Below are 22,214 nucleotides of genomic sequence, written 5' to 3' on the forward strand. Positions count from 1 at the left end.
ATACCCATGCCAGCCTCAGGCCTGGACAATCCTAAGCTTGGAAAGTGATCTTGCCGCCACAGATGGTGGTAACCGGCCGCACGGTGTGCAGCGCCTCCGGCGCCGTCTTCTCGATATCGGCCGACAAAAGCACGATATCGGCGAGGTATCCGGGCTTCAGGCGCCCCTTGCGGTGTTCCATGAACTCGGCATAGGCGCCTTCGACCGTGTAGCCGGCAATCGCTTCATGCAGCGAGAAGCTCTGGTCCGGCAGGCCTTCTGCCCAAGGTTTGCGCAAGACCGCCGCCTGGATGCCCAGGATCGGGTCAACCGGCGAGACCGGCCAGTCGGATGCGAAGACGACCCGCGCGCCGGCATTCTTCAAGGTGCGCCAGGCATAGCTCAGCGGCCACTTATCGCGGCCGATGCGCGAGATCGTCGGCTCCAGCGGGAAATTCATCGCGCCCGGCGGATGCGGCGGCTGCATCGAGGCGAGCACGCCGAGCTCGGCGAAACGCGGCACATCGGACGGGGTGATCACTTCGATGTGCTCGATGCGGTGCCGGCTGTCGCGCCTGCCGTTTTTCTTCGCTGCCGCCTGGTAACCGTCGAGCACGGCGCGCACCGCTCCGTCTCCGATCGAATGAACGGCGATCTGCAGGCCGCGCCTGTCGGCTTCGACCGCAACCTCGGCGAAATGCTCGGGGGAAAAAAGCGGCTCGCCGCGCCAGCCCGGACGGTCGGCATAATCGTCGACCATCACCGCGGTCCAGGAATCCAGCACCCCGTCATAGAAGACCTTGACCATGCCGGACGACAGCCACTCGGAATTGTACGCCGCCGCCATGCGCGAGGCTTTTTCCAGCATGTCCAGCTTCATGAAATTCTTGAAGTGGAACGGGATCTTGGTGCGGCAGATGAGCCGTCCTTCCTCTTGCAGCCCGGCGAGCAGTTCGAGCTGGTAGAGGTTGCCGTCCATGTTCTGGATCGAGGTGATGCCGTGCTTTGCGCACCACTCAAGCCCGCGGTGCATGAGGTCGCGGTCGGCGGCAAGCTCCGCTGCCGACGGATAGGGATCCGGCTCCGCACCTTCGAGGCCGAGCCGTGTCCGGTTCGCGCCGAAATGATCGAGCACGGGACCGAACGCCTCGCCTTCGCGCAACTCGCCGGCGGCAAGCCCGTCCGCGCCCATGACGATTTCGTTGCCTGGTCCCACCTGCTTGCCATGCAGCAGGCCGGCCTCTTCCAGCGCCTTGGTGTTCGCCCACATCGTGTGATGGTCGGAGGCCGACATGGCGAAGGGCCGGTCGGGAATGATGCGGTCGAGGTGATGGCGGGTCACCGGCTCGGGCAGGATCGCATAGTCTACACCGGCGCCGATCAGCAGCCCAGCTTTCGGACGCTTCGCCGCAAAGCCCTGGATCGCGTCGCGAAGCGCGTCGAAGCCCTGCACGCCTGTCAGATGCAGATTGTCGAGCTCGGCCGCGCCGCCGAACAAATGCATGTGCGCTTCGATGAAGCCCGGCAGGACGGAGCCGCCCTGAGCATCGACGACACGAGTGGCAGGGCCTTTGCAGTCGCGGACGCTATCGCGATCTGCGATCGCAATAATCTTATCACCTTTGATGGCAATGGCCTGGGCGGCGGGGGTATCCGGATCCATCGTCAATATGCTGGCGTTCTCGACGATAAGATCGGCCGTTTGCGGCATCATTTTCTCCCATTTGTGCCTAGGCTAGCAGAGTATTGGCGCCTGGCAAGCCGTCCCATGCTGGCCCGAACGACAAATTGAAATGCCCCTTGGCGGCGCCGGAACTCTCTGCCACAAAGCTGTTTGAGGCCCGGTAACCAGAACTCGAACAGCGAGCCAACTCCCAAAATGAAGACAGTTTTTTCGCCGCTTCACGCCGGTCACGCCGGCCAGATGGAACTGGTCACCTCGGCGATCGTGCCGGGTTTCGAGAAGCCCTCGCGGGCCGAATTCATCAAGGCAAGGGTGGAAAGCGAGAAGCTGGGGCCGATCATCGAGCCGGCCGAGCACGCCCTTGCCGCCGCCAAGCGCGTGCATGAAGCGCACTACATCGATTTCCTGCCGACGGTTTGGCCGGAATGGGTTGCCGCCGGCTTCAAGGGCTCGGCGATGGGCTTCACCTGGCCGACGCGCGGCCTGCGCGGCGATGTCCCGCCGAAGCGCATCGACGCCCTGCTCGGCTATTATTCCTTCGATGCCGGCGCCACCTTCGTCGAAGGCACATGGAAGGCGATCAAGTCATCCTATGACGTCGCGCTGACGGCGGCCGCCCTGGTCAAGGGCGGCGAGCGGACCGCCTTCGCGCTCTGCCGCCCGCCCGGCCACCATGCCGGCGCTGCCTTCATGGGCGGCTACTGCTTCATCAACAACGCCGCCGTCGTCGCGCAATGGTTCCGCGACCAGGGCGCAAGCCGTGTCTCGATCCTCGATGTCGATTACCACCACGGCAATGGCACGCAGGAGATTTTCTATCGCCGCGGCGACGTCCAGGTGCTCAACCTGCATGGCGATCCGATGGTCGAGTACCCCTTCTTCCTCGGCCATGCCGACGAGCGCGGCGAGGATGAAGGCGAAGGCTTCAACGTCAACTACCCGATGCCCTTCGGCACCGACTGGGGCGGCTGGAACGCGGCGCTGGAAGACGCCTGCACCAAGCTTGCCGCCTATGCGCCGGACGTGGTCGTGGTCTCGCTCGGCGTCGACACCTTCGAGAAGGATCCGATCAGCCAGTTCAAGCTGAAGAGCGAAGACTATCCCAAGATCGGCCGGCGCATCGCCAAGCTCGGCCTGCCGACGCTGTTCGTCATGGAAGGCGGCTACGCGGTTGAGGAAATCGGCATCAACGCCGTCGGCGTGCTGACCGGCTTCGAGGACCGCTGAGCCATATCTGATCAAAAGGACGCGCTCCACCTGCAACGGAGCGCTATCTTTTCGATTTCACCGGGAAATCATCGGCTCGATGCAGCTCTGAAGCCACCCCCAAGCAACGCGATGAGCAGCAGCTGAGTCGCAACACGAGTCCAGCGGATTCGATTTTGTCAAATCGCGTTTGATGTCGGATTCATCTGCGGGTAGATTAGACCCGAATCAGCCGGTCCACGGGGGGCGCGGCGACCACCCAAAGTCTCAAGTTCCGGCGTCCTGCCGGCACCAGACGCGGACGGCTTCGCGTTCCCTGTAAGGATTCGGCTCGGTTGGGCGCTGTGCGCGCCCGTGAGTGTGTCTTCGTAAACGTGACGCGTTTCGGGTCCGAGCGCTGGCCAATGCCAGCACCGGGCGCAAGGATCGATTCCGGTCAGAATATCAAAATGAGCAGTCCCGCCGCGCTTTTTCAATCCGACGCTTCAGGCTCGCGCCTGGCGTCGCGCGGCGATCTCACCAGTTTCTTTATGCAGCTTTCAGCCGATATCGGCGCCGACAGCTATATGTTGGTCGCCATGGTGCACGATCAGGATCGAAACGACGCGCGTATCGTGTCGTCGAACTGGATTTTCGACGCCATCGAGTTGATCGGCAAGCGGCTGATTGCCAATCTCGCGCTCGGCCCGCTGACGGCAGCGCCGGGCGTGCGCCCCAAGCCATTGGTCGCGGCGCATGCGCCCGACGCGGGCGCGCTACTGAGCGGCGAGGAAGCGCGTCTGCTCGATGTGCTCGGCCACGCCGAGATCTATTCGCTCAGGCTCAATGTCGGCCGCCAGCGTCTGTTCGTGCTGTTTTCCGCCGCCGAGCCCGGCAAGATCGACCTTACGGCCCTGATGAAGGCGCAGCTGAAATGCTGCTACGCGCTATCCAGCATCCCGCAATTGATCGCCGCGGCATCCATGCAGGATCCGCTGTCGGACCGCGAGCGCGAATGCCTGTTCTGGGTATCGGAGGGCAAGACCACCGACGAGGTGGCCCTCATCCTTGGCGTCTCGTCGAACACCGTCAACAGCTACATCACGCATGCCATCCAGAAATTCGCGGCCTCGAACCGGGCGATGGCGATTGCGACCGCGATCAGGAGCGGCATCATTTGAAGCACGCACAGATCAAAGAGGCCGCTGCCGCCCTTTTCAACGAGCAGCGCAATCCGTTCGGCACCTTCTCGCTCGGATCGGAGACGCATCACGCGGTGACCATTCCGGACGCCGTGCGCCGCTGCCGCTGGATCGCCGTCGACATCAACGCCTCCGGTTTCGGATTGTTCTTCGTCAGCCCCTCGCTGGAGCGAGCGCGCTTGGTCGCCTGCTTCGATTCCGATTATCCGTCGACCGGCCTCACCACCAAATTCATCTCGGGCGCCAGCGGCGAGGAAATGGTGCGCCACAGCCGCATCTCGACGACGCCGCGCTGGTGGGCCGACAGCGGCATGGCCGTTTCGCAGCAGAGGTTGCAGAGCCTGGCATGGTCCGAACCGACCGCGCCGCTGGCGCCCGGCACCGACGGCATCGCCTTTCCGGTGCATGCGGAGCGCGGCCAGTGCGGGCTACTCGTCTTCCTGGGGCCGGACATGACCCTTTCGGACGACACGCTATGTGAAATCCACGCGCGCTGCTTTGCCCTGTTTGCGTCGGTCGCCCGCATCCGTCCAAGCGAAACCGGCAGGACTCGCGCCATTTCCAAGCGCGAACTCGAATGCCTGAAGCTGACCGCCAACGGCAACACCAGCGAGGAGATCGCGAAGCTCCTGAAACTGTCGGTGCACACCGCCAACCAGTATCTCACCCAGTCGACGCAGAAGCTCAACGCTGTCAACCGCAACCAGGCGGTCGCGAAGGCGCTGCGGCTTGGTCTGATCGAGTAGCTCGCCCAGGCCAGGCGCCGAGACCTGAAACATCGTCAGGGAAAAGCGAGCGGCTCGGTCCTCCGGATGCGCGCCTCGTCGATCGCGTCCTCGAGCAGGGCGGTGTTGTGCTCCGGCGTCTCGCCCGGCTTCTCGAAAGAGACGTAATTGACGATCACGGACGTGCCCTGCCCGGTCAGCATCAGCTGGAAATAGACGGTTACGCCGCGCGGCCGAAGCTCGAGATCGAGCACGATGCGCGGGCTGCCGCTCCAGTCGACATGCGCTTCGCCGCCATGACCGAGCCTGAGCGTGCCCGGCTGGAAATAGAGCTCCGCAGCCGAGTCCACCAGGTCCGACAGGCAGGCGAAATGCTCCAGCCGGATGAAGGCGATATAGTCAGCGACCTCGATCAGGCGCAGCTCGCCCACCACGTCCTGGATGGCATTGGCGACGATCTGCTCGCGTGAATTGGCGTGTGGTTGCCGGTTCATGGATAGAAACAGCGTCCGATCATTGGGTTACTTTTCGCTCGGCCTTCTTCGAGTAGACGATCCGCACCAATTCGGCGACCGCCTGGTAGAATTGCGACGGGATCACGCTATCAACTGAAACTTGCTTGTACATGGAGCGGGCAAGCGCCACGTCCTCGAAGATCGGGATGTTGTTCTCTCTCGCGATCTCGCGGATTTTCAGCGCCACCAGATCCTGGCCCTTGGCGAGCACCAGCGGAGCGGAGTCCTCTTCGCGCACATATTTCAGCGCGATGGAATAGTGCGTCGGATTGGCGATGACGAGCGTCGCGCGCGGCACCGCCGTCATCATGCGCCGCCGCGCCCGGTCACGCGCCAGCGAGCGCAGGCGCGACTTCACGATCGGATCGCCTTCCGACTGCTTCAGCTCGTCTTTCACTTCCTGCTTGGTCATGCGCAGGTCACGCCGCCAGTGGAAGCGCGACCAGACGATGTCGGCGACCGCGATCACCCCCATGACGAACACGATCGCCACCAATATGTCGACGAAGATGCCGCGGATGACCATGCCGAACGACACCGGGTTGGTGATCATGCCGGCGAGCAGCCTGCGGTGATCTTCCGACAGCGTGAAGGCCAGCACGGCGATGGCGAAGGCAAGCTTGGCCAGCGACTTGGCGAATTCGACAAAGCCCTGCACGCCGAACAGGCGGCTCCAGCCCTTGGCGATCGAAATGCGCGACAGCTGCGGCCGGATCCGTTCGCCGACGAATTGCGGGATGTTCTGGAACACCGAAGCGCCGACGCCGGCGACCACCAGCAGCACCAGCAGGCTGACGACGGCTCGACCGATTTCGAACAGCACGGTCTTGTAGAGCTCGATGACGTCGGTCTCGGTGTCCATCGGCCAAGCTTCCGGCTTTTCCAGGAACATGGCGAGGAACATGCCGAGATTGACGATGGCGTCCTTGGCGTAAAAGACGCTGAACACCAGTATGGCGAGGAAGGAAGCAAAGATCGCCGTCTCGCGCGAGTGAGGCAGCTTGCCCTGCTCGATCGTGTCGCGGATCTTCTTTTCTGTGGCTTCCTCGGTTTTGGAATCCTTGTCGACCGCCTCAGCCATGATGCCCTGACCGCATTGCTGTCGTCAGGCGGCTTCGGCCGTGGTCTGCATCGAGGGAAGCTCGAATGCTCCCTGCCGCGAGAGACGAATGGTCGCCACGGCGATCGTCTTTCGCGCCGCCATGATGTCGGCCAGCGCGATACCTTCCGATCCCTGTCCGAGCTCGGATTCGATCATGCGGCGCGAGCGTGCGCCGATCGCCGACAGCACGGATTCGATAAGCTCCGCCGGCGCGCCGCGCAAAGCCAGTGTGACGAGCTCCGTCGACAGTCCGTCGAACAGAAGCACGCGCGCCTTCTGGGCGAGCAGCGGCAAGTCGTCGAAGGCAAACAGCCGCGACCTGATCCCGGCCAGATCCGGCGTGCCGGCTTCCTCCAGGTCCTGCATGAGTTCGTCGAGCTCGGGCTTGGCCATCTCGTTGAGCACGCTGGCGACGCGCTCCTGGCCGACCGACGTGTCCCTAGTCGCTTTTTGCGAAAGCACGCTGGCGCGCAACTGGTTCTCGACGATCCTGGCTGCCGCTTCCGGAATGTTGGCCATCGTCACCATGCGCTTGATGATCTGGCTGCGTATCGGCTTTTCCATCGTCAGCAGCACATTGGCCGCGGTCTGCGGCGCAAGCTTCGACAGCACCATGGCGGACGTTTGCGGGTGTTCGCCGGCGAGGAAGGTGCCCAGGCGCGTCGGCTCGAGCTTTTCCAGATCCGGCCAGATCGGCGGCGGTCCCTCAGGAGCGGGCTCGAACTTCTTCTCGCCCATGATGGCGCTCATTTCCTCCGGCGACAGCGATTCGTTGAGGATCGTGTCCATCCGGTCCGCCGAATCCAGCAGGCCTGCGCCCTCGGTGAACTCGGCCTCGAATTCCGCAACGATGCGCTCCAGATCGGTTTGCGGAATGGTTCGCAGCAGCCGCGCGCCCTCGATCAACGCCTTCAGCTCCTCCTGCTTGAAGAATTTGAGCAGCCGGCTGGCCGAGGGCTTGCCCATCGCCACCAGGATGGCGGCGGCCTTTTGCGGGCGCGTCAGCGTCAACGACGTCATTGGGCCTGGCTCCGCTGCCGGTGAATGCTCTCGCCGTCCATGCTCAGGCGCTCTTGGTAGCAGCGTTGATTTCGGTAAGCCTGATGCCGAAGCGCGTCGGATCGTGTTCCAGAACCGTGATCTCGCCGCGCGCGATTCTGCGGCCGTTGACCACCACGTCGACCGGCTCGCCTATGCGGCGGTTGAGCGCTACCGTCGAGCCCTTCTGCAGCGCCATCAGCTCCGAGACCGGCATTTCGGTGCTGCCCAGAATGATCTGCACATCGACCGGGATCGTCATGATGATCGAGGAATTGGCGCCGGCCTGCAGGGCGGCTTCGGGGCGGTTCTCCTCCTCCCGCAGCACGCCGCGCAATTCCTCGATGGCGCGGTCGAGCTGCTCGTCCGGCTGGTCGGCTTCGGGTTCGGCTTCCAAGTTGGTCTTTGCCATGCCTCGTCTCCTATAATCCCAAGCCAGGCCTCAGCCCGGCACCAATCCGTCGATGAAATCCTGCCCGCCATCGTGGGGATGCCGGATGCGGACCGTGTAGTTCTGTCCGAGCTTGCCGAACTCGCAGACAAACAGCGTCTTGTCGCGCGCGCTGAGCTTTGCCTGCAGCTGCGCATCTTCCTCGAACTCGATCACCTGTCCGGGCTGGAAGGCGGCGAGATCGCCAAGCGACAGCCGGGCGAGCGGCATGGTGGCCTCGAGCCGCACGGCCGAGCGCATCACTTCCTCCGAGAAGCGGGCTCGCCAGTCGAATTCCGTCGTCTGGTCGCCGCCGTGATCGGCGGTGGCGCCGCGGGTCGCCAAAAGGATTCGCTGCGGGATCATCACCGTCACCGTGCCGGTGTCGGTCGGCGTCGAGATGCCATAGATGATGCGAACCGCCGCCCCGTCGCGCAGCACGCGCCGTTTCGCCTCGTTGCCGGACATCGCCCTCGGGACAGGCTGGCGCAGTTCGAGAGAACGCCGGCCCGATCCGTTCAGCGCCATCGCGACCTCTTGGAAGACGTTGGTGGCGACGTCGGTCTCGATCTGTGACAGGTCGCGCTCGATCGGCGCCACCGGCTGGTCCGGATCGCCGCCGAACAGCGCCTGGACCATGACGGCGATCGCCGGCGCGTCCAAGACGAGCGTCATGGCGTCGGCCGAGGTCGGCGAAGGAACGACAGTCATGGCGAAGGTTTCGCCGGCGCGCATACGCGCATCGGGGACACGCCCCACCTCGACGGCTTGCAGGTCGACGGTGACCGGCGCGCCAAGCTCTCCAAGGGCTTTCTGCAGCAGCGGCAGCGAGCGCTCGGCCATGCCGCGGCCGACGCCGATCACCTGCGCAGCCTCGCCGCTGTCACCGACGAGACGCTCGATGATGAGAGCCCGGGTTTGCGACGGACTTGCCGGACTGGTCATGACGCCAAACGGCCCCGGCTGAAGTTTTGCATGCTCAGGCCGCCTTCTTCTCGGCGGTGCCGGTGCTCATCGTGCTCTGCTCGACGGCATCGATAGTAGGACGCTCATAGGACGAGATGGTCTTGCGGCCGAACTCGATCGCGACCTGCGGCAAGGCGCCGTTCATGTAAGCGAGCAGCGTCTGCTTGACGATGATGTAGAGGCGGTTCTTCTTCTCGCGCACCGTCTTGATCTTGGTGGCGACCGGACCGACCACGGCATAGGACAGGAAGATGCCAAGGAAGGTTCCGACGAGCGCAGCACCGATCAGCCCGCCGAGAATTTCCGGCGATTGGTCGAGCGCGCCCATCGCCTTCACAACGCCGAGCACGGCCGCGACGATGCCGAGCGCCGGCAGGCCGTCGCCGACCGCGACCATCGCGTGATAGGCCTTCAGCTTGTCGGTGCGGATCGTCTGGATCTCCTCATCCATGAGCGCCTCGATCTCGTGCGAGCGCGCATTGCCGATGATGATGATGCGGCAATAGTCGCAGATGAAATGCGTCAGGTCGTGGTTCTTGAGCACGGTCGGGAACGCCTGGAAGATCGCCGACTCTTCCGGATTGTCGATATGCGCCTCGACCTCGCTGCGCGACTTCGATCGCAACTCGCGCATCAGGCTGTGCAGGACGCCCAGCGTTTCGAGATAGTCGCGCTCCTTCGGCACGGCCTGCTTGAAGGCCTCGAGAATGCCCTTGCCGGTGTCCTTGACCGTCTTCATCGGGTTGGCGACGAGGAAAGTGCCGAGCGCTGCGCCGCAGATGACCACCGCTTCCCAAGGCTGGATCAGCACATGCAGATGCCCACCCATGGCCATGAAGCCACCGAGCACGCAGCCAAGCGTCACCACAAGTCCGATCAGAATACCCACGACAGGTCCTTCCGCATGTCACGTCGGGGATCAGGGATAGTCCTCGTGCCTTGTGTGAGGCTTGAATCGCGATGCGGAAACCGATTCAGCCTCGCACAAGGAAGCATCGCTATCGTCACCGGAAAGCTTCGGCCGGAGGCGCAGATGTTGAACACCTATACGAGCTATCAGCTCATCGCCAAGGACATCCCAAAGGCAATCGACCAGGTCGAGTCGCAGCCCGTCGTCAAGCGTGAGACCGACTACTATTTGGCCAATATCGGCAACGTCAAAAGCATCGACGATTTCGTCAATAACACTCGGCTGTTCAACTACGCGATGAAGGCGTACGGGCTGGAAGACATGGCCTATGCCAAGGCCTTCATGGTCAAGGCGCTCAAGGAAGGCGTGTCCGACTCCGACAGCTTCGCCAACAAGCTGAGCGACAAGCGTTACGCCGACTTCGTCAAAGCGTTCAACTTTGCGGCTTACGGCTCGACCGCCACGCTCTATTCTTCCGCCCAGCAAGGCGCGGTCGACAAATACATGCGCCAGACGCTGGAGGAGAATGCCGGCGAGACCAATCAGGGCGTGCGGCTGGCGCTCTATTTCCAGCGTAAGGCGCCTGACATCAACAGCTGGTATGACGTGCTCGCCGACACGGCCCTTTCGAGCGTGGTGCGCACCGCTCTCGGCCTGCCCGACTCCATCGCGTCCGCCGACATCGACAAGCAGGCGCAGATGTTCGAGCAGAAGCTCGATATCGCCGACTTCAAGGATCCCGATAAGCTGAACACGTTCCTTACCCGCTTCACCAGCCTGTGGGAGATCAACAATCCGACGACCACTGCCGTGACCTCGGTCAGCGTGCTGTTCGCGCAACCGACCACGGTCGGCATCTCGACCGATCTGATGATGGCCATGCAGAAGCTGAAGTTCTGAGAACACCATGCAGGACAGTCTCTACGTCGCCCTCTCCTCGCAGATTGCGCTCGAACGCCGTCTCGACACCATCGCCGACAACGTCGCCAACGCTTCGACCATCGGCTTTCGCGCCACCGGCGTGAAATTCGAGGACGTGGTCTCCGGCACCGGGCCGAAGTCGGTATCCTTCGCATCCTCCGGCAAGACCTATCTTTCCAGCGCGCACGGGTCGCTGACCGAAACCGGCAATCCTTTCGATTTCGCCATACAAGGCGACGCCTGGTTCGCCATCGAGACGCCGGCCGGCACGGTGATGACCCGCGACGGCCGTTTCTCCATGAACGAGAACGGCGAGCTGATGTCGATCGAAGGCTATCCGGTGCTGGACAGCGGCGGCGCACCGATCCAGCTCGATCCGCGCAACGGTCCGCCCAAGGCCGGCGCCGATGGCTCGCTACGCCAAAACGACCAGCTCGTCGGCGCCATCGGCCTCTACGATTTCGACCCCGGCGCCAATTTCGTCCGCTACGGCAATTCGGGCATCGTTCCCGCGCGGACCCCGGAACCGGTCACCGACCGCTCCGATGTCGGCGTAGCTCAAGGGTTTCTCGAGGAATCCAACGTCAATCCGGTGCTGGAGATGACCCGGCTGATCCAGGTGCAGCGCGCCTTCGAGAATACGGCTGCGCTGATCCGGCAGAGTGCTTCGTCCACCGACGATGCGATCAAGACCCTCGGCGACAAGTAACGGGATGGCGAACGGCTCGTCCCTGCTCCGCGCGCCCGAGAAGCTTGCAGGCGCCGGTCCCACGGACCGGCTTGCCGCGCTGGAACGCATCTGGCGGCGGTTCGACAACCCGGAAACGCTGCTCAGCCGCGGCGGCCGCGTCGTCGAGATCTCGCCCACCCACTACAAGGTGCGCGGCCTTTCGGACATTGCCAGGCTCGGCGACATCGTCGAGCAGCGCGGCAAGACCGGCACGCGCCGCGGCGAGATCGTCAGGATAGGCCGCGACGAGGTGGTGGTCGCGCCGTTCGAGCACCACGCCGATGCCGGCATCGGCGACACCGTTTTCCGGCGCGGCCCACTCGCGGTCGCGCCGGATGTTTCCTGGCGCGGGCGCGCCATCGACGCTTTGACTCGCGTCATCGACGGCGGCCCGCCGCTGGTCAGGCCGAATGCCGCCGGCAGCGCCGACACATTGACGCCCGGCGCCATGTCGCGGCAGCGGGTCGACACCGGCTTCCTGACCGGAGTGCGGGTGATCGACATCTTCACGCCGCTCTGCTTCGGCCAGCGGCTCGGCATTTTCGCCGGCTCCGGCGTCGGCAAGTCGACGCTGCTTGCCATGCTCGCCGGCGCCGAGGCTTTCGACACGGTGGTCGTGGCGCTGATCGGCGAGCGCGGCCGCGAGGTGCGCGAATTCCTCGAGGACACGATCGGCCCCGACAGCATGGCCAAGACCGTCGCGGTCGTCGCCACCAGCGACGAGAGCGCCATGATGCGTCGGCGCGCGCCCGACACAGCCATGCGTGTGGCCGAGCATTTCCGCGACCAGGGCCATCGCGTGCTCCTGGTGCTGGATTCGATTACCCGCTTTGCCCATTCGCTGCGCGAGGTGGCGACGGGCACCGGCGAGCCGCCGGTCGCGCGCGGCTACCCGGCATCGGTCTTCACCGATCTGCCGAAGCTGCTCGAGCGCGCCGGACCAGGCGCCGAGGGCAAAGGCTCGATCACCGCCATCATCTCGGTGCTGGTGGACGGCGACGACCACAACGATCCGGTGGCCGATTCGGTGCGCGGCATCCTCGATGGCCACGTCGTGCTCGACCGCGCGATCGCCGAGCAGGGACGCTACCCGCCGGTCAATCCGCTGTCGTCGATCTCACGTCTCGCCGACAAGGCTTGGAGCGCGGAGCAGCGCATGCTGGTGACAAGGCTGAAAGCGATGATCGCGCGCTTCGAGGACACGCGCGACATCCGTCTGCTCGGCGCCTATCAGGGCGGCGCCGACGCCGAGCTCGACATCGCCGTGCGCCAGGTGCCGCTGATCTACGACGCGCTCACGCAGTCGCCGAGGGACCGCGCATCGGCCGATCCGTTCACCGATCTCGCCCGCCATCTCAAGGGGAAGCAGAATGGCGATCAAGGAGACTGACCTGCAACAGACCGAGCGCATGCTGCGTGAGATGATTGCCGAGGCGAGGGCCGCCGAGGAGGCCGACGCCAGCCGCGACTCGCTCATCAACGGCCTGTTCCCGAAAAAGGTGGAGTGGCCCCAGCCGCCGCCGGCCCAGTTCCCCCGCCTGGCCAACAGGAAAGCGGACCGGCGCAGCGATTTCGTCGTCGCAGCGCTCGGCATCACGCTCGGCCTGATCTGCGCGCTGTTTCCCTGGTATATCTTTTTCAACCAGGAGCAGTTCGGCGTCCAGACCATCAAGTTCGGCGGCAGCGGCAGCAATTCGGGACGCGACGGCGGCGGCGTTGCGGCCGAACGCAGCGAACCGCTGACGGCCAAGGACGTTCCCAACGCCGATATCGACCTGCTGGCCACCGGAACGGTGCAGGACGACCCCCCGCCGGCGCCTGGCGACCAGCCCTTCCCTGCGGCCGCGGCGGAATTCAGGATGGTGCATGTCGCCAATGGCCGCGCGATGATCGAGGACGACACCGGCCTGTGGATCGTCCAGCGCGGCTCCGTCCTGCCGGACTCCAGCCGCGTCGCCGCGATCGAGCAGCGCGGTGGCAAGTGGGTGATCGTCACCGATGCCAACAAGGTGATCCAGCTTTCCAGGTGATGGCCTCGTAACGGGCCGCGGGCTCGCTCCGCGCAAGGTCCGCGCAAGACTGGCGGCCTAGTCTTGTGCGTACTCGCCCGGAGAGTCCCATGGAATCCGTCAACCTCTTTGACCTCGCCACCCGGCAGTCGCAATGGCTGGCCGTGCGCCAGTCGGCGATCGCATCCAACATCGCCAATGCCAACACGCCGGGCTACACGGCAAACGACGTCGAACCGTTCGAAAAGGTCCTCGACCGGACTGCGGTGACGCTGGCGGCCACCCAGACCGGCCATCTGGGCGCCGAGGGGACCAATGCCGGCTTCAATCTCAAGCCTGAGGATGTCACGGGCTCGATAATGCCGTCGAAGAACACGGTGGTGCTCGAGGACGAGCTGATGAAGGCCGGCGAAGTGCGCCGCTCCTTCGAGCTCAACACGGCGATCGTCAAAGCCTTCCATTCGATGATGACGATGGTGGTGAAGAGCTGACCATGGACGCCCTGACCGCAGCCCTCAAAGTCGCGGCATCCGGCCTTGGCGCCCAGTCGGAGCGTCTGCGCGTGGTGTCGGAGAACCTCGCCAATGCGCAATCGACGGGCAACACGCCTGGCGCCGATCCCTATCGCCGCAAGACGATCAGTTTCCAGTCCGAGCTCGACCGGACGAGCGGTGGTTCGCTGGTCGAGGTGAGCTCGATCGCGCGCGACCCGTCGGACTTCCCGATCGAGTTCCAGCCCGGCAACGAAGCCGCCGACGCAAAAGGGTACGTGAAGATGCCCAACGTCAACGTGCTGGTCGAAATGGCCGACATGAGCGAGGCCAACCGCTCCTATGAGGCCAACCTGCAGGTCATCAAGCAGGCTCGCGATCTGATTTCCATGACCATCGACCTGATGAGGAACCAGTAATGATCGGCGGTATCGGGGCACTACAGTTCAAACCGGCAATCGACGGCACGGAGGCCGCCTCGCCGGGCCTGCTTCAGGGCGGCGTCGGCACCAAAGCAGGCGAAGGCGTCGGCAGCAGCTTTGCGGAGGCTCTCGGCCAGGCTGCGACCAAGACCGTCAACACGCTGCAGAACGCCGAACAGATGTCGATCCAGGCGCTGAAGGGCGACGCCGACACCCGCCAGGTGGCCGATGCGGTGCTGAGCGCCCAGCAGGCCCTGCAGACGACGATCGCCATCCGCGACAAGGTCGTCTCGGCCTATCTCGAAATCAGCCGCATGAGTATCTAGGACCGCGTCATGAAAGCCCTTGCCATCGCCGCGACCGGCATGAACGCCCAGCAGACCAATCTGGAAGTCATCGCCAACAACATCGCCAACATCAACACCACCGGCTACAAGCGGGCGCGCGCCGAATTCTCCGACCTGCTCTATCAGGTCGATCGCACCCAAGGGGTGCCCAACCGCTCCAACACCTCGCTCGTGCCCGAGGGCGTTTCGATCGGCCTCGGCGTCAAGACGACGGCCGTGCGCAACGTCCACACACAGGGCGAGCTGACCAGCACGGGCAACAGCTTCGACCTGGCGCTGACCGGCCGCGGCTGGTTCCAGATCGAGGGCGCCGACGGCAGCACGCTCTACTCCCGCGCCGGCGCCTTCAACACCAATGCCACCGGGCAGCTGGTCACCGCCGACGGCGCCACCGTCATTCCGGCGATCACCGTGCCGACCGACGCGGTCGAGGTCATCGTCAACAAGACCGGCCAGGTCTTTGCCCGTATCGACGGCCAGACCGACCTTCAGCTTCTCGGCCAGCTTCAGATCGCCAACTTCGCCAATGAGGCGGGCCTGGCGCCGCTCGGCGACAATCTGTTCCAGGAGACGGCGGCCTCCGGCCCGGCCAATGTCGGCGTTCCAGGCGATCCGGGCTTCGCCACCATCGAGCAGGGCTATCTGGAGTCCTCCAACGTCGATCCGGTCAAGGAAATCACCGAGCTGATCTCGGCGCAGCGCGCCTATGAAATGAACTCGAAGGTCATCCAGGCCGCTGACGACATGGCCTCGGTGGTCTCAAAGAACATCAGGTAACCGACGATGGCCATGCCGGCTTCCTGCCCTGCTTTTCGTCGCGTCGTGCTGGCCCTTGCGCTGGTGGTCGTCGGCGTGCCGGCACTTGCGCAAGAGACGGGCCCATCTCCCTTGCGATCCGGGGAGTCGGCCAACCAGCTCGCCGCCAATCAAGCGGTCGGCGAAGCCGTGCTGATCCCCAACCGGGTCATCTATCCCGGCGAGACGATCGAACTTGCGGCGCTGAAGCAGGTGACGCTTGTCCCGGGCAAGCACAAGCCGGACGGAATGGCGACGCGCTCCGAGGAACTTCAGGGCAAGGTCGCCAAGCGCACCCTCGTGCCCGGCCGCTACATTCCGGCGGCCGCGATCCGCGATGCCTGGCTGGTCGAGCAGGGTGCCTCGGTGCAGGTCTATTTCACCGCCGGAGCGCTGACCATCTCGGCCGCCGGCGTCACGCTGCAGCCGGGCGCCGCCGGCGACCTCATCAAAATTCGCAATGTCGACAGCGGCAAGATCATTTCCGGCACGGTAATGGCCGACGGCACGATTCGGGTCGGCGCATCGTGAGGCGCGTCTTTGCCCTTCTGCTGAGCGCCGCGATCGGTCTTCAGCCCGCATTCGCCGATGGGCTCACGTCCAAGGCCAAGCGCGAACTTGCGCAGAAAAATGGCGGCGTCTACGACGATCCGGAATACGATCCGGCGACCACCACCCGCATGTTCCGCGTCTCGACGGGACCGAGCACGCTGCCGCCCGGCCAGGTCGCCGCGCGCATCAAGGACATTGCCCAGTTACAGAGCGCGCGCGACAACCAGCTCGTCGGCTACGGCCTGGTCATCGGCCTGGCGGGAACCGGCGACAGCCTGCGCAACTCGCCGTTCACCGAACAGTCGATCCGCGCCATGCTGGAGAACCTCGGCATCGCCACCGAAGGTGGCAGCGCGCGCGCCAAGAACGTCGCCGCCGTCATCGTCACCGCCAACATGCCGCCCTTCGTCCAGTCGGGCGCGCGCATCGACATCGACGTCTCCTCGATGGGAGATGCCACCTCGCTTGCCGGCGGCACCCTGGTGATGACGCCGCTCAAGGCCGCGGACGGCGAGATCTACGCCGTCGGCCAAGGCTCGGTGATCGTGGGCGGTTTCACCGCCCAGGGCCAGGCAGAGCAACTGACGCAAGGCGTGCCCACCGCCGGCCGCGTGCCGAACGGCGCCATCGTCGAGCGCTCGGTGCCCGCCGAGTTCGATGACCAGGGCGTGCTGACGCTGCAATTGCGCAATCCCGATTTCTCGACCGCCATCCGCATCGCGGACGCCATCAACGACTACACCTCGCAGCGCTTCGGCATGCGGGTTGCGGCCGAGCGCGATGCCCGCACCGTGCAGATCAGACGGCCGAAGAACGTATCGGCCGCGCGCTTCTATGCCGAGATCGAAAACCTGGTCGTCGAGTCGGATGCGCCTGCCCGCGTCGTCATCGACGAGCGCACCGGCACCATCGTCATCGGCAACAACGTCAAGATCTCGCGCGTCGCCATCAGCCACGGCACGCTCACCGTGCGCATCACCGAGGCGCCGAAAGTGGTTCAGCCGGAGCCCTTCTCCAAGGGCGAGACGGCGGTCGAACCCTTCACCGCCATCGAGGCCTCGCGACCCGACGCCCGCGTCGCCGTGCTCGACGGCCCCGACCTTGAAACGCTCGTCTCCGGTCTCAACCGTCTCGGCGTGAAGCCCGACGGCATCATCGCCATCCTGCAAGGCATCAAGTCGGCCGGCGCCCTGCAGGCCGACCTGGTTCTCCAATAGGCATGCCGATGATCGAGCTCTTCTCCTCAAACCCGCATCGTCGCCGCAGACTTCATACGACCATGAAGCTGATAGCCGCTGTCGCGATCGCTGCGCTGATGGGCGGCAATCCTGGTCGCGCGGAAGAAGTCCGCCAGGTGCTGCCAGGCGGACAGGCCCCGGCCCAGCCGGCTGATCTCGCGCGCGGCAAGACGCCGGACGAGAGCGAGATCCAGCGCTTCTGCTCCAACATCGCCGATGCGGCTCGCGACCGCCGCTACGCCTTGCAGGCCGAGGAGCTGAAGCAGCTCCAGGCAGGCATCGACGAGCGCATGAAAGCGCTGGAGACAAAACGTTCCGAGTACGAGCAGTGGCTGAAGCGACGCGAGGTATTCCTGGCGCGCGCCGAAGAGAGCGTCGTCAAGATCTATGCCGGCATGAAGCCAGACGCCGCAGCCGAGCGCCTGGCAATGGTCAACGCCGAGCTCGCTGCGGCCATCCTGATGAAGCTCGATGCGCGCAAAGCCGGCGTCATCCTCAACGAAATGGACCAGAAGGCGGCGGCGACGCTCACCGGCATCATGGCCAGCGCGGCGCGAAGGGTTGATCCGTCATGAAGTTGCAATTGCTCGTCCTTGTCGCGGCGGCGGCACTGTCCGGCTGCGGCACCGATCTCAAGGAAGTCGGCCGGGAGCCTGCGCTCTCACCGGTCGGCTCCGGCATCGGCAATGGCGGCGCTGCCCCCTACTCCTATCCGGAGCCGCCGGCGAGACCCGTCAAGAAATTCTCGCTTTGGGATGATCGCCAGAGCAGGCTTTTCACCGATCCGCGGGCGCTGCGCGAGGGCGATATCCTGACCGTCAACATCAAGCTCAACGACAAGGCTAATTTCAAGAACAAGAACGACCGCAGCCGCACCGCCGCGCGCAAGCTCGGCTACGACGTGACGCTCGGTTGGGACGGCAAGAGCACCAGCGGCAAGGGCGATGCCGGCTTGAGCTCCAGCACCGAGACCAACGCCGACGGCGAGATCAATCGCTCGGAGAATCTCGAGCTCAATGTCGCCGCCGTCGTCACCGAAGTGCTGCCCAACGGCAATCTGATGATCAGGGGGTCGCAGGAAGTGCGCGTTAATTACGAGCTTCGGGTCCTCACCATCGCCGGCATGGTGCGTCCCTCCGATATCGGCGCCGAAAACACCATCCCCTACGAGCGCATCGCCGAGGCACGCATCTCCTATGGCGGACGCGGCCGCGTGAGCGAGGTCCAGCAGCCGGCCTACGGCCAGCAGATCCTCGACCAGGTTCTTCCTTTCTAGGCCGGGAGCGCGCTGTCGTGTCAAATGTCGAGCAGGCTCAGCCCAAGAAGGGACCTTCCCTTGTGGTCCAGCTCGCCATGCTCTTGGCCATGACGGGGGCGGCCGTCGGCATGGGCTGGTTCTCGGGCGGCTATCTCAAGCAGGGAGAAGCCCCGGCGCCGGTTCCTGCCGCACCCGAGAACGCCGGCAACCCGGAGAAGTCTGCCGAAGTGGGCAAACAGATCGCCGGACCGACGGTGGTCCAACTGGCGCCGATCACCACCAATCTCGCCGCCCCCAGCGAAGTCTGGATAAGGCTGGAGGCATCGGTGCTCTACGACGCGCCGCAGCCGCAGGACATGACCGAGCAGATCCATCAGGACCTGCTGGCGTTCGTGCGCACGCTGAAGATGCATCAGATCGAAGGCGCCAGCGGCTACCAGCATCTCAAGGCCGATCTCGACGAGCGTGCGGCGCTCCGCAGCGGCGGCCACGTCAAACAGGTTCTCATCAGGACGATGCTGCTCGAATGAGAAAGTTCCTCATCGCCACTGCGCTCATCGTCATCACCACCTCCGTCGCCGCGGCCCAGCAGCTCGATCTCGGCGGCATAGGCAAGGCCGACGGCACCACGGTCGGCTATCTCATCCAGATGTTCGGGCTGCTCACCGTGCTTTCGGTGGCGCCGGGCCTGCTGATCATGGTGACGAGCTTCACCCGCTTCGTCATCGCCTTCTCGATCCTGCGCGCCGGCATCGGCCTGCAGTCGACGCCGGCCAACCTGATCCTGATCTCGCTGTCGCTGTTCATGACCTTCTATGTCATGGCGCCGACCTTCGACCAGGCCTGGAACACCGGCGTCAAGCCGCTGATGGACAACCAGATCACCCAGGCCGAGGCCTTCGAGAAGATCTCGGATCCGTTTCGCAGCTTCATGCTGCACAATGTGCGCGACAAGGATTTCGATCTTTTTGCCGATCTCGCCCGCGAGCGCGGCCAGACTGTCTCGCGTGACACCGTGGACCTGCGCATTCTGGTGCCCGCCTTCATGATCTCGGAAATCAGGCGCGGCTTCGAGATCGGTTTTCTGATCGTGCTGCCATTCCTGGTGATCGATCTCATCGTCGCCACCGTGACCATGGCGATGGGCATGATGATGCTGCCGCCGACGGTGGTTTCCTTGCCGTTCAAGATCCTGTTTTTCGTGCTGATTGACGGCTGGAACCTTCTGGTCGGCAGCCTGGTGCGATCCTTTACCTGACCGCCCACCGGGCTCCAGGACTGCATTCAAAGCGCCAAGGCTTCGGCTGCTAAAGCCCCTGCGAATTATTTTGGATTAACCGTCCAGTTTAGCCGTTTGGTAGGAACTTGCCCGCATAGTCCGCTCCAGATGGCGGGTGATCGGGTCTCAGCGATCATTGGCATGATGCCGCACCGTCATACCGGACAAGCCGGTATGTCAAAAAAATCCGTGTAAAAACCAAGGTACGAGTATCATGTCCAGTATCATGACCAATTCCGCTGCGCTGACCGCGCTGCAGAGCTTGAACAACACCAACAAGCAGCTCGAGACCACCCAGTCCCGCATTTCGACCGGTTACCGTGTCGCCACCGCCAGCGACAACGCCGCTTACTGGTCGATCGCCACCTCGATGAAGTCGGACAACAAGGCGCTCTCGGCCGTTCAGGACTCGCTCGGCCTCGGCGCCGGCAAGGTCGACACAGCCTACACCGCCATCAACGACGTCAAGGATCAGGTGGACCTGATCAAGACCAAGCTGGTTACCGCCCGCGGCGCCAGCCAGGAAGACCAGCAGAAGATCGCGACCGAAATCAAGGCCATCCAGGATCAGATCAAGTCGTCGGTCACCAACGCCAACTTCGCCGGCTCGAACCTGCTGCAGAACGACGGCACGGCTGCTTCCGATCTGAACATCGTTGCTTCGTACAACCGCACCGGCTCGACCGTCACCATCGACACCATCAAGGTGGCCTCTGCCGACACGCAGGTCCTCGACACGGCGGGCACCGGCGGCATCGTCGGCGGTCTGCTTGCGACGACCTTCTTCGATCCGAGCTCCGCCGCCGTCGCCGACACCGCTATCGACACCGCGCTCGGCACCGTTGAAACGGCGCTCGGCAAGCTGTCCACCGGCGCCGCCTCGCTCGGTGCCGCAAAGTCGCGCATCGATACCCAGCAGAGCTTCCTGTCGAACCTGTCGGACTCGATCGACAAGGGCGTCGGCGCTCTGGTCGACGCCGACATGAACAAGGAATCGACCCGCCTGCAGGCCCTCCAGGTGCAGCAGCAGCTCGGCATCCAGGCGCTGTCGATCGCCAACGGCAACTCGCAGCAGATCCTGTCGCTCTTCCGCGGCTGATCGCCCGGCGAACTTCAGGCATCCTTGTCGGGTCGCGCCACCAGCGCGGCCCGATTTTCATTTTTGATGCTGCTGCCCCTCCGAGGCGCGCCTCTTGCCTCGAGAAATATTACCGCACCGCGGTTTCAAGGCTGGCTTTTAACGCGCCGTTAACTGTGACGCGCTAGCTATGGTTAACCAATCGCTATGACGGGCCGACCGACGGTCGACAGGCATGACCGCCCCCGCCAGAGAGTTGACCGGCATGCGCGAGGCATGCCTGCTTTGAGAAGGGGTGTATCTTGGCAAGCATCATGACCAACGCCGCCGCGCTCACCGCGCTGCAGAGCCTCAACGCCACCAACAAGGCGCTTGAGACGACGCAGGGCCGCATCTCGACCGGCTACCGTGTCGCCACCGCTTCCGATAACGCCGCCTACTGGTCGATCGCCACCTCGATGCGGTCCGACAACAAGGCGCTCTCGGCCGTCCAGGACGCGCTCGGCCTCGGCGCCGGCAAGGTCGACACAGCTTACACCGCCATCACCGACATCAAGGACCAGGTCGACGCGATCAAGGCCAAGCTGGTCACCGCGCGTGGCGCCAGTCAGGACAACCAGCAGAAGATCGCGACCGAAATCAAGGCCATCCAGGACCAGATCAGGTCGTCGGTCACCAATGCCAGCTATGCCGGTTCGAACCTGCTGCAGAACGACGGCACGGCCGCCTCGGACCTGCATGTCGTGGCTTCGTACAACCGCACCGGCACGACCGTCTCCATCGACACCATCGACGTGGCAGCGACCGACACGCAGGTTCTCGACACCGCCGGCACGGGCGGCATCGTCGGCGGGCTGCTTGCGACGACCTTCTTCGATCCAAGTGCCGCGGCCGTATCCGACACCGCCGTCGACACCGCGCTCGACAGCGTTGAAACGGCGCTTGCCAAGCTCTCCACCGGCGCTGCCTACCTTGGCGCCGCCAAGTCGCGCATCGACACCCAGCAGAGCTTCCTGTCGAACCTGTCCGATTCGATCGACAAGGGCGTCGGTGCCCTCGTCGATGCCGACATGAACAAGGAATCGACCCGCCTGCAGGCGCTCCAGGTGCAACAGCAGCTCGGCATCCAGGCGCTGTCGATCGCCAACGGCAACTCGCAGTCGATCCTGGCTCTGTTCAAGAGCTGATATTTCCGCTGAGGCAACCCCTCCATCGCAAGGCCGCGTCTCGGGCGCGGCCTTTTTCTTGCGCGTTGGGCTGCTGCCTCCGGGCCGTTCGGGCCTAGCATAGCCCCTGGCCGCGCGCACTATCATCCTCGCACAAGCTTCGCGGTCTAGTCTTCCGGCGGAAAGTCATGC

26 protein-coding genes are annotated in these 22,214 nt (G+C 64.2%); 19 read left to right on the forward strand and 7 right to left on the reverse strand.

All coding sequences use genetic code 11. The features are described 5' to 3' along the window. Window positions 1-31: 31 nt before the first annotated feature. The gene (locus tag CK218_RS01665) at window positions 32-1,690 is read right to left on the reverse strand and encodes an amidohydrolase (protein ID WP_095826855.1); all 1,659 of its coding nucleotides are present in this window, start codon (window positions 1,688-1,690) and stop codon (window positions 32-34) included. A 168-nt stretch (window positions 1,691-1,858) separates the two neighbouring features. Between CK218_RS01665 and CK218_RS01670 the strand changes: the two genes are divergently transcribed. The 3 genes from CK218_RS01670 to CK218_RS01680 all read left to right on the forward strand — a co-directional run bounded on the left by CK218_RS01670 (window position 1,859) and on the right by CK218_RS01680 (window position 4,796). Then, on the forward strand, window positions 1,859-2,890 hold the full coding sequence (locus CK218_RS01670; RefSeq protein WP_095826678.1) for a histone deacetylase family protein: 1,032 nt from the start codon (window positions 1,859-1,861) through the stop codon (window positions 2,888-2,890). Window positions 2,891-3,318: 428 nt separating this feature from the next. Further along, a complete protein-coding gene (locus CK218_RS01675) occupies window positions 3,319-4,029 on the forward strand; it encodes a helix-turn-helix transcriptional regulator (RefSeq protein ID WP_095826856.1) in 711 nt (236 codons plus the stop codon). Beyond that, entirely contained in the window at window positions 4,026-4,796 is a 771-nt protein-coding gene (locus CK218_RS01680; protein ID WP_095826679.1) for a helix-turn-helix transcriptional regulator, read from the forward strand. The genes CK218_RS01675 and CK218_RS01680 overlap by 4 nt, the downstream gene beginning before the upstream one ends. A gap of 35 nt (window positions 4,797-4,831) precedes the next feature. On the opposite strand, the gene CK218_RS01685 is transcribed toward CK218_RS01680, so the two are convergent. The 6 genes from CK218_RS01685 to motA are packed head-to-tail and all read right to left on the reverse strand — an operon-like array spanning window position 4,832 to window position 9,715. Then, entirely contained in the window at window positions 4,832-5,269 is a 438-nt protein-coding gene (locus tag CK218_RS01685; RefSeq protein ID WP_067002370.1) for a hypothetical protein, read from the reverse strand. A gap of 19 nt (window positions 5,270-5,288) precedes the next feature. Continuing rightward, on the reverse strand, window positions 5,289-6,371 hold the full coding sequence (flhB, locus tag CK218_RS01690; RefSeq protein WP_095826680.1) for a flagellar biosynthesis protein FlhB: 1,083 nt from the start codon (window positions 6,369-6,371) through the stop codon (window positions 5,289-5,291). A gap of 24 nt (window positions 6,372-6,395) precedes the next feature. Then, window positions 6,396-7,412: a flagellar motor switch protein FliG gene (locus CK218_RS01695; RefSeq protein ID WP_095826681.1), complete on the reverse strand. Its 1,017-nt coding sequence runs from the start codon at window positions 7,410-7,412 to the stop codon at window positions 6,396-6,398. Between the two features lie 43 nt (window positions 7,413-7,455). Beyond that, the gene (fliN, locus tag CK218_RS01700; RefSeq protein WP_095781163.1) at window positions 7,456-7,842 is read right to left on the reverse strand and encodes a flagellar motor switch protein FliN; all 387 of its coding nucleotides are present in this window, start codon (window positions 7,840-7,842) and stop codon (window positions 7,456-7,458) included. Window positions 7,843-7,872: 30 nt separating this feature from the next. After that, window positions 7,873-8,805: a FliM/FliN family flagellar motor switch protein gene (locus CK218_RS01705; protein ID WP_095826682.1), complete on the reverse strand. Its 933-nt coding sequence runs from the start codon at window positions 8,803-8,805 to the stop codon at window positions 7,873-7,875. A gap of 34 nt (window positions 8,806-8,839) precedes the next feature. Then, window positions 8,840-9,715, reverse strand: coding sequence for a flagellar motor stator protein MotA (gene motA / locus CK218_RS01710; RefSeq protein WP_095781161.1), 876 nt, complete (start codon window positions 9,713-9,715; stop codon window positions 8,840-8,842). 144 nt (window positions 9,716-9,859) lie between these two features. On the opposite strand from motA, the gene CK218_RS01715 reads away from it, so the two are divergent. The 16 genes from CK218_RS01715 to CK218_RS01790 all read left to right on the forward strand — a co-directional run bounded on the left by CK218_RS01715 (window position 9,860) and on the right by CK218_RS01790 (window position 22,043). Then, window positions 9,860-10,636, forward strand: a complete 777-nt coding sequence (locus CK218_RS01715; protein WP_095826683.1) for a DUF1217 domain-containing protein — start codon at window positions 9,860-9,862, stop codon at window positions 10,634-10,636. Window positions 10,637-10,643: 7 nt separating this feature from the next. Next, window positions 10,644-11,366 (forward strand): flagellar basal-body rod protein FlgF, encoded by a 723-nt coding sequence (gene flgF / locus CK218_RS01720; protein WP_067002386.1) that lies wholly within the window; start codon window positions 10,644-10,646, stop codon window positions 11,364-11,366. 4 nt (window positions 11,367-11,370) lie between these two features. Then, window positions 11,371-12,777: a flagellar protein export ATPase FliI gene (fliI, locus tag CK218_RS01725; RefSeq protein ID WP_095826684.1), complete on the forward strand. Its 1,407-nt coding sequence runs from the start codon at window positions 11,371-11,373 to the stop codon at window positions 12,775-12,777. Next, a complete protein-coding gene (locus CK218_RS01730) occupies window positions 12,758-13,417 on the forward strand; it encodes a hypothetical protein (RefSeq protein WP_095826685.1) in 660 nt (219 codons plus the stop codon). The genes fliI and CK218_RS01730 overlap by 20 nt, the downstream gene beginning before the upstream one ends. 89 nt (window positions 13,418-13,506) lie before the next feature. Next, entirely contained in the window at window positions 13,507-13,887 is a 381-nt protein-coding gene (gene flgB, locus CK218_RS01735; protein WP_067002392.1) for a flagellar basal body rod protein FlgB, read from the forward strand. Between the two features lie 2 nt (window positions 13,888-13,889). Then, on the forward strand, window positions 13,890-14,306 hold the full coding sequence (flgC, locus tag CK218_RS01740) for a flagellar basal body rod protein FlgC (RefSeq protein WP_067326083.1): 417 nt from the start codon (window positions 13,890-13,892) through the stop codon (window positions 14,304-14,306). Further along, window positions 14,306-14,635 carry a flagellar hook-basal body complex protein FliE gene (locus CK218_RS01745; RefSeq protein WP_095826686.1) on the forward strand — a complete coding sequence of 110 codons (330 nt, stop codon included), beginning with the start codon at window positions 14,306-14,308 and terminating at the stop codon, window positions 14,633-14,635. The genes flgC and CK218_RS01745 overlap by 1 nt, the downstream gene beginning before the upstream one ends. 9 nt (window positions 14,636-14,644) lie before the next feature. Beyond that, the gene (gene flgG / locus CK218_RS01750) at window positions 14,645-15,433 is read left to right on the forward strand and encodes a flagellar basal-body rod protein FlgG (RefSeq protein WP_067002397.1); all 789 of its coding nucleotides are present in this window, start codon (window positions 14,645-14,647) and stop codon (window positions 15,431-15,433) included. Window positions 15,434-15,439: 6 nt separating this feature from the next. Next, window positions 15,440-15,982 carry a flagellar basal body P-ring formation chaperone FlgA gene (flgA, locus tag CK218_RS01755; RefSeq protein ID WP_095826687.1) on the forward strand — a complete coding sequence of 181 codons (543 nt, stop codon included), beginning with the start codon at window positions 15,440-15,442 and terminating at the stop codon, window positions 15,980-15,982. Then, on the forward strand, window positions 15,979-17,220 hold the full coding sequence (locus CK218_RS01760; RefSeq protein ID WP_095826688.1) for a flagellar basal body P-ring protein FlgI: 1,242 nt from the start codon (window positions 15,979-15,981) through the stop codon (window positions 17,218-17,220). Before flgA ends, CK218_RS01760 begins: the two co-directional genes overlap by 4 nt. Before the next feature lie 62 nt (window positions 17,221-17,282). Further along, window positions 17,283-17,816, forward strand: coding sequence for a MotE family protein (locus tag CK218_RS01765; RefSeq protein ID WP_179294412.1), 534 nt, complete (start codon window positions 17,283-17,285; stop codon window positions 17,814-17,816). After that, window positions 17,813-18,517 (forward strand): flagellar basal body L-ring protein FlgH, encoded by a 705-nt coding sequence (gene flgH, locus CK218_RS01770; protein WP_095777166.1) that lies wholly within the window; start codon window positions 17,813-17,815, stop codon window positions 18,515-18,517. The genes CK218_RS01765 and flgH overlap by 4 nt, the downstream gene beginning before the upstream one ends. Before the next feature lie 17 nt (window positions 18,518-18,534). Next, window positions 18,535-19,029 (forward strand): flagellar basal body-associated FliL family protein, encoded by a 495-nt coding sequence (locus CK218_RS01775; RefSeq protein WP_095777165.1) that lies wholly within the window; start codon window positions 18,535-18,537, stop codon window positions 19,027-19,029. Beyond that, entirely contained in the window at window positions 19,026-19,757 is a 732-nt protein-coding gene (gene fliP / locus CK218_RS01780; RefSeq protein WP_067326066.1) for a flagellar type III secretion system pore protein FliP, read from the forward strand. Before CK218_RS01775 ends, fliP begins: the two co-directional genes overlap by 4 nt. Before the next feature lie 235 nt (window positions 19,758-19,992). Next, window positions 19,993-20,877 carry a flagellin gene (locus tag CK218_RS01785; protein WP_067002410.1) on the forward strand — a complete coding sequence of 295 codons (885 nt, stop codon included), beginning with the start codon at window positions 19,993-19,995 and terminating at the stop codon, window positions 20,875-20,877. 281 nt (window positions 20,878-21,158) lie between these two features. Beyond that, window positions 21,159-22,043 (forward strand): flagellin, encoded by an 885-nt coding sequence (locus CK218_RS01790; RefSeq protein WP_067002412.1) that lies wholly within the window; start codon window positions 21,159-21,161, stop codon window positions 22,041-22,043. Window positions 22,044-22,214 lie beyond the last annotated feature (171 nt).

The sequence above is a fragment of the Mesorhizobium sp. WSM3879 genome (genome assembly GCF_002294915.1).
Classification (GTDB): domain Bacteria; phylum Pseudomonadota; class Alphaproteobacteria; order Rhizobiales; family Rhizobiaceae; genus Mesorhizobium.